9 protein-coding genes are annotated in these 11,697 nt (G+C 40.8%); 7 read left to right on the plus strand and 2 right to left on the minus strand.

All coding sequences use genetic code 11. The features are described from left to right. Positions 1–26: 26 nt before the first annotated feature. On the plus strand, positions 27–1,613 hold the full coding sequence (locus I7804_RS07730; RefSeq protein ID WP_248405786.1) for an NAD(P)/FAD-dependent oxidoreductase: 1,587 nt from the start codon (positions 27–29) through the stop codon (positions 1,611–1,613). Positions 1,614–1,976: 363 nt separating this feature from the next. On the opposite strand, the gene I7804_RS07735 is transcribed toward I7804_RS07730, so the two are convergent. Further along, on the minus strand, positions 1,977–3,545 hold the full coding sequence (locus I7804_RS07735) for a helicase HerA-like domain-containing protein (RefSeq protein WP_248405787.1): 1,569 nt from the start codon (positions 3,543–3,545) through the stop codon (positions 1,977–1,979). A gap of 597 nt (positions 3,546–4,142) precedes the next feature. Here I7804_RS07735 and I7804_RS07740 point away from each other — a divergent pair. Further along, on the plus strand, positions 4,143–4,604 hold the full coding sequence (locus I7804_RS07740) for a GAF domain-containing protein (RefSeq protein ID WP_330410405.1): 462 nt from the start codon (positions 4,143–4,145) through the stop codon (positions 4,602–4,604). Positions 4,605–4,668: 64 nt separating this feature from the next. On the opposite strand, the gene I7804_RS07745 is transcribed toward I7804_RS07740, so the two are convergent. Further along, complete coding sequence (locus tag I7804_RS07745) at positions 4,669–6,282, minus strand: diguanylate cyclase domain-containing protein (protein ID WP_248405792.1); 1,614 nt, start codon at positions 6,280–6,282, stop codon at positions 4,669–4,671. Between the two features lie 300 nt (positions 6,283–6,582). On the opposite strand from I7804_RS07745, the gene I7804_RS07750 reads away from it, so the two are divergent. From I7804_RS07750 to I7804_RS07770, 5 genes are all read left to right on the plus strand, one after another. Then, positions 6,583–7,824 (plus strand): nicotinate-nucleotide--dimethylbenzimidazole phosphoribosyltransferase, encoded by a 1,242-nt coding sequence (locus I7804_RS07750; RefSeq protein WP_248405794.1) that lies wholly within the window; start codon positions 6,583–6,585, stop codon positions 7,822–7,824. 12 nt (positions 7,825–7,836) lie between these two features. Beyond that, the gene (locus tag I7804_RS07755; protein ID WP_110074038.1) at positions 7,837–8,403 is read left to right on the plus strand and encodes a bifunctional adenosylcobinamide kinase/adenosylcobinamide-phosphate guanylyltransferase; all 567 of its coding nucleotides are present in this window, start codon (positions 7,837–7,839) and stop codon (positions 8,401–8,403) included. A gap of 108 nt (positions 8,404–8,511) precedes the next feature. Continuing rightward, a complete protein-coding gene (locus I7804_RS07760; protein WP_110074037.1) occupies positions 8,512–8,907 on the plus strand; it encodes a bifunctional adenosylcobinamide kinase/adenosylcobinamide-phosphate guanylyltransferase in 396 nt (131 codons plus the stop codon). A gap of 41 nt (positions 8,908–8,948) precedes the next feature. Then, complete coding sequence (gene cbiB, locus I7804_RS07765) at positions 8,949–9,998, plus strand: adenosylcobinamide-phosphate synthase CbiB (protein WP_110074036.1); 1,050 nt, start codon at positions 8,949–8,951, stop codon at positions 9,996–9,998. A 91-nt stretch (positions 9,999–10,089) separates the two neighbouring features. Beyond that, positions 10,090–11,190 carry a pyridoxal phosphate-dependent aminotransferase gene (locus I7804_RS07770; protein WP_248405796.1) on the plus strand — a complete coding sequence of 367 codons (1,101 nt, stop codon included), beginning with the start codon at positions 10,090–10,092 and terminating at the stop codon, positions 11,188–11,190. Positions 11,191–11,697 lie beyond the last annotated feature (507 nt).

Raw genomic sequence — 11,697 nt, forward strand, 5'->3', positions numbered from 1 at the left:
CTTTGAATAAAGACAAAGGAGCGATCATGAGTAAGAAAGCATTAGTGATTGGCGCTGGACCTGCCGGTCTTACAGCAGCCTATGAGTTATTAAAGCAGGATAAAGATATAGAAGTTATTGTCTTTGAGGAAACTGAGCAGTTCGGTGGTATTTCAAAGACTGTTAATTATAAAGGTAACAGAATGGATATGGGCGGTCACCGCTTCTTTTCCAAGATACCTGAAGTTAATGCATGGTGGGACAACATGCTTCCTATGCAGGGACACCCTACCTATGATGATATAGTACTTCACAGAGATATGCCCGTTCATGAGGGCGGTCCTGATCCTGAGAAGGAAGATCGTGTTATGCTCACTCGTCACCGCGTATCACGTATTCTTTTTGATGACAAGTTTTATGATTATCCAATCTCATTAAAGCCTGAGACATTCAAGAATTTCGGACTTCTTACAACACTTAAGGTTGGATTTTCTTATCTTAGATCAGTATTTCGTAAGCTTCCTGAGGATAACCTCGAGAATCTGTATATCAATTCATTCGGACGTAAGCTTTACAGCATGTTCTTTGAATATTATACAGAGAACCTTTGGGGCAGACACCCTTCTGAGATCGATGCTTCCTGGGGCAAACAGCGTACCAAGGGACTTTCTATCTTCGGAATCATCAAGGACTACCTTGGACGAGTATTTAAGGTCAAGAATCGTAAAGTCAACACATCTCTTATCGAGGAGTTCAAATATCCTAAGCTTGGTCCCGGTCAGCTCTGGGATGTAACTGCTGATGAAGTAGTGAAGCTCGGCGGCAAGATCATAAAGAATGCCAAGGTTACTAAGGTTCACAAGTCTGAAGACGGAATCCTTACATCCTTAACATATGTAGATAGCAAGGACGGATCAGAGCATGTAGTAGAAGGTGATTACTTCATATCTTCCATGCCGCTTCGTGATCTTGTAGGCGGTATGAACGATGTACCTGCAGAAGAGGCAAGGATCGCTGACGGACTTCCATATCGTGATTATATGACTCTTGGAGTTCTGGTTCCAAAGCTTAAATTAAAGAACCTTACAGATATCAAGACTATCCAGAACATAGTTCCTGACTGCTGGGTATATGTACAGGATCGTAAAGTTAAGCTGGGACGTTTCCAGATTTATAATAACTGGTCACCATATATGATCAAGGATCTTGAGCACACTGTATGGGTTGGACTTGAGTACTTCGTAAGCGAAGGTGACAAGTACTGGACTATGACAGAAGATGAGTTTGCTAAGCTTGGAATCGATGAGATGGTCAAGATCGGTCTTATAGACAGCGCCGATGAAGTTCTTGATTATCATATGGAGAAGGTTAAGAAGGCATATCCTGCTTACTTCGATACATATAATGAGATCGACAAGCTTGTTGCATATCTTAACACTATCGATAACCTCTACTGCGTAGGCCGTAACGGTCAGCACAGATACAACAATATCGACCACTCCATGGTTACATCTTTTGAAGCAGTTAAGTGCATCGTAACAGGAGATAAGAACAAGGATAAGATCTGGTCTGTTAATACAGAGCAGGAATATCATGAGACAGAAGAAGTCAAAGAAGAGGCTGAAGTAGACTAAATATTAAAAGCTGCTGTGCATTTGTGCGCAGCAGCTTTTTTGACCTTTGAGGTTGTTTGCAAACTGCCCACTTATCAAAAAGACACCATCCCATGGAGCATAATTCGTCTGGGTGGTTTAAAATGTATTGTCGTGTCTTGAAGGTGTTAAAATTCAAGGCATGATATCTGGGTATTTATATTCTAGGGTCTGAAACTCGCTTTGCTCAGACATGCAGACCCTAAGAAGAATATAAATACCCATCTATCACGCTCTTGAATTTATTAACACCTTCAAAAGAACACGACAATACATTTTAAACCACCCAGACGAACTATGCTCCAAGGAATGGAGTCTTTTTGACAAGTGGGCAGTTTGAGTTATTTATAATTTGAACAGTGTACTAAGAAGGCCTCGGCCCAGGCTTGCGCCTACGTTGCCGCCGAGGGTCTTACCAAATTTACCGAAACTGCTTCCAACGCTCTTTCCGACTTCACGTCCTACGGTACCGGCAACAGAATTACCTACAGACTTTGCAACTCTCTTTTTCTGAGCTTCTGCAGCTTTTTGAGCTTTCTCTTTTTCTTTTGCAGCAAGGGCATCGGCTTTAGCCTTTTCCTTGGCAGCAAGAGCATCAGCCTTTTCTTTTTCTGCAGCAGCCTGCTCTTCAAGACCTTTTCTTTCAAGAAATTCATATGCAGAGTCGGGATCATATGCCTTTTCATATTTACTATAGAGCATAGCACCTTTTATAGCTCTGTCTCTTTCGATATCATTAATACTTCCAAGAGCACTTCTTGGAGGAAGGATTGTAGCGATATTGGCAATAGCAGGAGTTCCGTCTTCCTGAAGCATAGATACAACCGCTTCGCCTGTTCCCAGCTGCATGATAGCATCATAGGTTGAGAACTCAGGATTAGCTCTAAATGACTCGGCAGCAGCCTTAACAGCTTTCTGCTCGGCAGGAGAGTATGCGTGAAGAGCATGCTCTATCTTGTTGCCAAGCTGAGCCAGTACTCCGTCAGGAACGTCGCGAGGGTTCTGTGTTACGAAGTAGATACCTACGCCCTTGGACCTGATGAGCTTGACAACCTGCTCTATCTTATCAAGAAGAGCTTTGGATGTACCATCAAAGAGAAGATGAGCTTCATCGAAGAAGAATACGAACTTGGGCTTATCAAGATCACCAACTTCCGGCAGGTTCTCAAAAAGCTCTGACATAAGCCATAGAAGGAACATGGAGTACAGGGTTCCGTTTTGCATAAGGCTTCTGGAATCAAGGATGTTGATAACACCCTTACCTTCAGGACTAAGCGAGAAGAAGTCCTGTATATTAAGTGCAGTCTCGCCAAAGAACTTATCCCCTCCTGCCATCTCAAGGGCAACTACAGCTCTCTGGATAGCTCCGATCGACTGAGGTGACATCTTGCCATACTCGGAAGCGAATTCTTTGTTATTATCTGAGATGTAGTTAAGAAGAGCTTTAAGATCCTTGGTATCTATTAAGAGAAGATCATTGTCATCAGCAATCTTGAAAGCTATAGTGAGGATATCGCTTTGGAGATCATTAAGATCAAGGATTCGGGACAGAAGAAGTGGTCCCATCTCTGATATGGTGGTTCTAAGCGGGATACCATTCTGACCATATATATCCCAGAATACTGCAGGATACTTCTGATAACTGTAGCCGTCAAGGTTTATGGAAAGCTTGGAAGCACGTTCCTCCATGCCTGATCCTTCCTTGATCATGCCTGCCAGATCACCCTTAACATCTGCAAGAAATACCGGAACTCCAAGATCTGAGAATGACTCTGCCAGAACCTTTAATGATACTGTCTTACCACTGCCTGTAGCACCAGCGATAAGACCGTGACGATTAGCTTTGTTTGGAAGAAGGAAGACCTCTTCACCTGCGTTTGTCTTTCCAACAAGGATTTTACTGTCTTTGATCATATTGAATTCCCCCTATTATGATGTAATAATATTTCAAACTTTGAACTTGCCAAACATACGACACTCCTTACGGCTGTACCGATGTAGGCAGTTTATAAAGCCTTTTCGTGTTATGAAGGTGTTATAATTCAGGGCACGATATCTGGAACTTTATATTCTGGGGTCCGAAACTCGCTTACGCTCAGACATGCGGACCCCAAGAAGAATATAAAGTTCCATATATCATGCTCCTGAATTTAATAACACCTTCAAAGAACACGAAAAGACTTTATAAACTGCCCACATCGGTACAGCCATAAGGAGTGTCGTATGTTTGGCAAGTGCGAAGTTTAAGTTATATAAAAAGTGTATTTGGATTCGTTAATCAATAAACGATAGAATCATACATAGATGTTAGCACAAAAAAACTGTGAATAAAAGATAGTTACAATTGGCTTGCGAAGCTTGAAGAAACATAATGAATTATAGATGATTTGTGTTGTTAAACACTATATGTATATGCTATCATAGCCTCTGTTGGTAGTGGTTTCCCTTGAAATACCGGGGAAGGAACGAGTAACCTATGAATATTATGGAAATGCTTGGAGGATGATGATAATGAGTACAGATTATAAACTTATGGCAGCTCAGCTTAAGAGCCTTATGGAAGATGAGAAGAACTATATGCCGGTTCTTTCTAATGCATCAGCCATCCTTAATGACACACTTGATGATATCAACTGGGCTGGATTTTATCTTGTAGATAATGGAAGCCTTCTTCTTGGACCTTTTCAGGGACATGTAGCCTGCATCAGGATTCAGTCAGGCAAGGGAGTATGCGGAACTGCTTATGCCACAGACACAACCCAGCTTGTAGAAGACGTGCACCAGTTCCCAGGCCATATCGCTTGTGACAGCGCGTCTAATTCAGAGATAGTAGTTCCGATCCATAGAGACGGTAAGGTTATAGCCGTCATGGACATAGATAGCCCTTCTCTTTCAAGATTTGATCAGGAAGACAAGGAAGGCCTTGAAGCTTTTGCCAAGGTTATAGAAGAGGCAGATTTTGCCGGCATTTGATCATGATTACTTCCTACTTCGGTGATACTGCATCGTCCAAGTGGGAAGTTTGAGATCATTAGGGTCATCTGGGAGCTGTACCAACTTCCAGATGATCTTTATTTTTGCATTTATACATTTCAAAATCGGCCCTTGAGAAGACATGCATATAGTTGCTGTCAATGGACTTGTCATAGACAGCCATTCCATAAGCTATGGAGACTGCTTCATAGAAATGGACTGAGGATTTTTGGTTATTCTTTAATTCGATGAAGAACTTTTCTTCAAGTTCGTCTCTGTTTTCATAATCATTGCCTGTCAGGATCACGACGAATTCATCACCGCCTACTCTGAATACAGGACTGTGCTCATAGATTTTGCATATGATAGTACTGCAGGTCTTGATAGCGATATCCCCTGCTTCGTGACCATATTTGTCATTGATATTCTTGAGATAGTTAAGATCGAACATAGCTACACCAAAACAATAGTTTGGCTCTGTATCGATATGATGTTGTATATCATCTACAGCAATAGTATAGGCCGCTTTATTTTTGACATGAGTCAGGTCATCGATGTATATACGATTTTCCATGCTTTTGGTATACCTTTTAAGCTGGCCTGTCGACGTTTTTAAGGTATCAGCAAGTATCTGGAACTCAGTGATATTGCTGTCTGGGATATCTACATCAAAGTCACCGTTTCCAATCTTCTTGGCAACTTTAGTGAGCTCTTTTATCGGCTTTGACATAATCTGGGAATTAATTATAGACAAGCTTACAAATCCCAGTCCGATTATCATTGAGAGTATAGTTACGAATACAAGAGTGTCGGTTCTGGCTCTATAGGCGTTTTTATATCCTTCGGATATGATCAGCTTCATACCGTTTCTGAGTGTGACAAAAGACATGACTGAGTCGACACCGTTTTGATCAAATCTTATAAGTTCCTGATCACTTGAATCACGTAACATGATATCAAAGGATGGCTTGTTGATATTTGGGATTGCTTCTATATATGTGTTATGATCTCCTTCTTCAAGATGATAATGAACCTTCCAGTCTTCGCTGGCAAGGTAGGCAGAGCCTCCGCCTTTGGTGCTGATAGTAGCAATCGACTGCATGAGATAGTCAAAGTCCATATTGATACCGACCATACAGATCAGGACATCATCAATATATACAGGAACTTCATAAGTTGTTACGTACAGATCCAGCGACGGATCATAATAGGGACTTATCCAGCGAGCAGATTGTTGATCTTCCGGAATGACATAATACCATCCGGACGAATTTACATTATCAGAATCGTGGTAGAAAAAATCTGTGATAGGGATATCTTCCATAGTTCCGGCGGAAGTTCTCATATAATAGTATCCGTCGACATCTCCATTCAGATATTCAGGAACGATATAAACATAGTTGGATACTATCTCATCATAACTTTGAATGTATGATACGAAGAAATTCTCTGTTCTTGACAGAAGTTCAGCTCTGGCGGTGCTGTCTTTTAGATATTCAGGATCCTCAACCTGATTATAGATGTAAGATGCGATGGCATCTACTTCATCTTCGATTCGGATCATAGTATTATTGATCTTAAGAGCTTGATTTTCTGCTACCAGATTCAGAGTCTTGGAGATGTTATCGTCGATGATCTTACTGACGCGCATATATGAGACAAATGATGTAAAGCTCATTATGAGCATGACAAATAGCAGAGTTACAACAGTAATTCTGAACCGGATAGAAACTTTTTAGTGTTAAAAAAGTTTGATAAGCTATTTTTCATAGTTTTTGTATGAGGGCTTATATAATATATAATGAGGTGTGTGTCAAAAGTTCTTTTTGACCCCCTTACGTTATATAATGTTTTGACCGGGTCATAAGTATCTGTGGTACGGATTAAAAGGCGGTATAAAAATCCTTTATATTTATCGGACTTTTGACAAAAATCATTATAAGATCAATAAAACTTTAATAAGGTAAAAGATAAAGATATGAGTGAAAATGTAACACCGATCCAATGGATAGAAAATGTAAATAAGATGATATCAGGACCAGATATCAGATCTATGGAACTTGCAAGAAAACATCTTGATGCTATAGCTAAGCCTCTTGACGGCCTTGGCAGATTTGAAAAGATGCTGGTCAAGATAGCAGGCATCACCGGTGATCCCCGTATAGATCTGTCTTCTAAGAAGGTGTTGGTATTATGCAGTGATAATGGAATCGTAGAAGAGGGTATAAGTCAGTCAGGGCAGGAAGTTACCGGCGCTGTAGCAGTTAGTCTCTCCAAGGGAACTTCCAGCGTATGCCGCATGGCAGCTGCTGTAGGAGCTGAGGCTGTGCCTGTAGATATGGGGATGGCCTGTGATAAGACGCCTGAAGGAGTGATATGTACAGTTAAGGAAGATGAAGTGATAAATACATATTCAAGGCGAGGATCCAGAAATTTTATGAAGGAGCCGGCCATGACCTGCGATGAAGTGATCCATGCCATAGATGTAGGAAGACTCCTTGTCAGAGAGGAAGCTGCCAGGGGGACTAAGATAATAGCTACAGGCGAGATGGGTATAGGCAATACCACAACTTCAAGTGCCATAGCTTCCATGCTCCTTCATAAGGATGCGGGTGAAGTTACAGGAAGAGGCGCAGGCCTTGACGATGAGGGACTAAAACACAAAATTGAAGTTATAAACAGTGCGATAGATAAGTACAAGGACGAAGCTGATTTTACCAATCTGACCGGCATCTTAAAAGAAGGTTATGATAAAAAAGGATTAGATAAAAAAGAAATAGATAAAAATAAGCTTCAGGAACTTATGTCAGCATACGCTTTTAGAACCCTTACGATTTTTGGCGGATATGATATAGCAGGGATGGTAGGAATATTCCTTGGCGGTGCGCTGTACAAGGTTCCGGTTGTGATAGATGGTCTTATATCTGCAACAGCCGCTCTAGTGGCTTCATATATTTTCCCCGGATTAGCTGATTATATGCTTCCAAGTCACCTTGGCAAGGAGCCGGCTATGAAAGAGATAATGGACAAGCTCTCTCTTGAACCTGTGATCTGCGCAGATCTTGCACTTGGTGAAGGAACCGGCGCGGTGATGCTGTTCCCGCTCCTGGATCAGGCACTTTCTGTATATAATGGTAATACAACTTTTGATGATATATCTGTAGGCAAGTACACAAGATATGAACATCAGCTGAGTGATCTGACAAGCGATCTAAGATAAGGATAATAGACGATGATAGTTTTTATAACAGGCGGCAATGACAATGGCAAATCTGAATATGCGGAAGATCTGGTGCTAAAGCTAAGCCCCGGAGGAGGGGCAGCAGGATATACCAGGATATATCTGGCAACAATGGGAGCAAGAGATCCCGAAAGCCTTAAGCGTATAGAGAAGCATATCTTTAGAAGAAAAGATATGGAGTATATCACTATAGAGAAGAGCTATGACGTAGGAAGTATAAATCTTGAAGAAGTAGATAAGATCAACAATAATAATAGCGATAACAAGAGGATCCTACTGATAGAAGATATCCCCAATCTGCTTGCAGGAGAGATGTTCAAGGGATCTGAATTTAATCCCCATGTTGCTGATAAGATTACTGATGATATCAAAAAATTAATATCAGTATGTGATCATACAGTCATAGTAACCAATGAAGTATTCTCAGATGGTATAACCTATGATGAATATACAACTACTTATCTTAAGGAGTTTGGTACTATCAATCAAAGACTTGCTGCTATTTCAGACAAGGTTGTCGAGCTTGTCTGCGGGATACCGCTTGTCATTAAGAAGTAGTGTGGGATACCGCTTGTCATCGAGAAAGTAGTGAGGAATACCTCCTATTATCAAAGAGTAGTTTAGGATAGGACCTGCAAAAAAAGAGATCTAATACGAGGCGAAGATATGGAATTATATATAGGCGGCGCTTTTCAGGGCCAGAAAGAATACGTGGATAACGAATATCGTGATATTAAAAAGCTCAATTGGTACAATGGCCAAGACCCGGTAGATACTGACATCTCAGATTATGATGCGATCTGCAATTATCATGAGATCATAAGAAGGCAGGTTGGCATAGGCATAGATCCGGAAGCTGAGCTTGAGAAGATCTTAGATCATAATCCGCAGATCATAATAGTGTGCGATGAAGTTGGCTGCGGAGTTATCCCTATAGATAGTCAGGACAGAGCCTACAGAGAAGCTGTTGGCAGATGTATGTGCAAGGCAGCATCAAGGGCTGATAGAGTTGTGAGGATCATATGCGGTATCGGCCAGGTGATCAAGGATGTAAACAGATAGTATATACAGAGCATTAAATGTAATAGACAAGGGACAGATACATGGCTATTTCGTCATTTATAATCTTAAATACAATATGTATACTTGTGGGGATCATTCTGGATCTATTGATAGGTGATCCCATAGGATTTTTTCATATTGTGATCGTAATAGGAAGATATATATCTTTTTTAGAGAAAAAATTGTATAAGGATACAGACGATGACAAGATGATGGAGTTCAAAGGCTCAGTGATAGCCTTTGTCGTACCTGCTACATCGATGATACTGGCAGGGATTGTCCTTGTTATCGCATTCAAGATACATCCGCTTATGTATTGTGTCATAGAGAGCTTTCTGTGCTGGCAGGCTGTTGCTGCAAGAGATCTTGCATATGAGAGTATGCGAGTATATAAGGCCTTAAATGGAGAGAAGATAACGATACCCGATTTTGAAAATGGAGGGAAAATCGTTTTAGATGATGCAGACAGAAGGCTGGAGAATGCAAGACGCGCTGTATCTTTAATAGTTGGCAGAGATACGCAGTCACTTGATGAAACAGGAGTCATCAAGGCAGCAGTTGAGACTGTCGCAGAGAATACATCCGATGGGATAATAGCTCCTCTTTTTTATATGTTCATAGGAGGCGGCGCGCTCTCGGTTATGTACAAGGCAGTCAATACCCTTGATTCTATGCTTGGATATAAGAATGACAAGTATATGCATTTTGGAAGTGCGTCAGCTATCCAGGATGATTACTGGAACTACATCCCTTCAAGGCTTTCGGCTCTTCTTATGTGTCTGGCAGCTTTTTTTACAAAGATGGATCATAAGAATGCCTATAGGATATGGAAGAGGGACAGATACAAGCATGAAAGTCCGAATTCAGCGCAGACAGAAAGCGCCTGTGCCGGAGCCCTTAATATACAGCTTGCGGGCGATGCATCATACTTTGGACATATCAAGCACAAGGACACAATTGGAGATCCTGTCCGCCCTGTAGAAAGAGATGATATCAAAAGGGCCTGCAGGCTTATGTACGCGACGAGTTTTTTGATGATGATGATAGGACTTATTATTAGAATACTGGTGTACTGGCTTATTCTTATCTGATCAGATTACTTGTTTGTGAATTGTATCAACATATGATCATGACAATGATCAATACGGATATGGTTTACTATTTCTATAAAAGAGGATTACGATGATATACGAACATGGTGGTGACATTTACAATAATGATATAGAGCTTGATTTTTCTGTTAATCTGAATGCATTTGGGATGCCTGAAAGTGTGAAGAGAGTTATTACAGGCAGCCTTGATAAGGCAGAAAACTATCCGGACCCTGATTGGCACGATCTTAGAGATGTTATAGCGGCGTGGGAGAAGACTCATACAGGCGCAGATCTTGTTCCTGAGCAGATCATATGCGGTAACGGTGCATCCGAACTCATACATACTATAATTCAGGCTTCCTGGCCTTCATCTGCAATAATCCAGACTCCGGGCTTTTATGGATACGAAAGATCCTTGGAAGCCGCAGACTGCCGTATTATACGTGGAGACTCCATGTCAGTAATGCCGGGAGTCAAGCTTAGAAGCGACAGAGAAGGTATATATTTTATGCCTACTGAGAAAATGGCGGATCAGATAAGGAGTCAAAGACCTGATATGGTCATCCTTTGCAATCCGTCCAACCCCGTAGGATCCTGTATAAATGAAGAGATACTAAAGAAGATCCTTGTAGCGGCGCGTGAAGTTAAGGCAAGGATCGTGATAGATGAGTGTTTCCTGCCTTTTTGCTCAGATTTTGCAGGAAGGAGTGCTGTAAGGTTTCTAAAAGATTATCCCAATATGATGATCATTAGAGCTTTCACTAAGCTTTATGCAATGCCCGGGATAAGGCTTGGCTATGCTATAAGCGGAGCAAGGCTTTGGGGAGAGCAGACTCTTAAGCTACTTCCGGAATGGAATGTTGGAACACTGGCGCAGGCAGCAGGAATCGCAGCTCTTAAAGATGAGGAGTATCTTAAAAAGTCTCTTTCTTATATTTCAAAGCAAAAAGAAGTCCTTATGCAAAAGCTTCTGTTCCTTGGGATGGACGTGATCCCCGGAAAGGCGAATTTCTTGCTCTTTAGAAGCCCGCACGAGGTAGATCTTAAACAGGCTCTTATTCCCAAAGGAATACTAATAAGATCTTGCAATAATTATCCGGGACTCCCGCATTTTGGATTTTACCGAGTATGTGTAAAGAAGGAAGAAGACAATGACAGACTTATTGAAGCTTTAAAATCAGCATTTTAACGAATTTTGTGGGATAATGACTTCAAAAGAACGTAAAACAATGAATATTACGAAAAAGCGATGATTTAAAAGAAAAAATTCAAATAATTATATTTAAAATATTTTAAATATAAAAACGCGTCTAAGACCCTGTCATAGACGCGTTTTTGATGTGTATACCAATAGTATAGATGTGAAATACAGCACAAATAGAAGCGTTATAACGGTCAAAAAATCCCAAAAGCAGATCATTGGCAGTTTTTAACAAAAGCAGCCTGCTTGATACAGCATTAATACTGCATTTGGTATGACAGACAATTGATTTTCGTGACAAATTAGCTATATTTCGAGCAATGTCATTTGATTTTTGTAGTAAATATGCTATATTTAGAGAGTGATTGTTATATATAGGATTTAGTGATTTAAATCTGAAGGGAATACCCACCATTAAAAAAGAATAGAAAACCTTTTCACAGGGTGAATTGAATTTCATAGATGAAGTTCTTATTTGTGTTACGGTTTTTAGGA

It is taken from the genome of Butyrivibrio fibrisolvens (assembly GCF_023206215.1).
Lineage (GTDB): Bacteria > Bacillota > Clostridia > Lachnospirales > Lachnospiraceae > Butyrivibrio > Butyrivibrio fibrisolvens_C.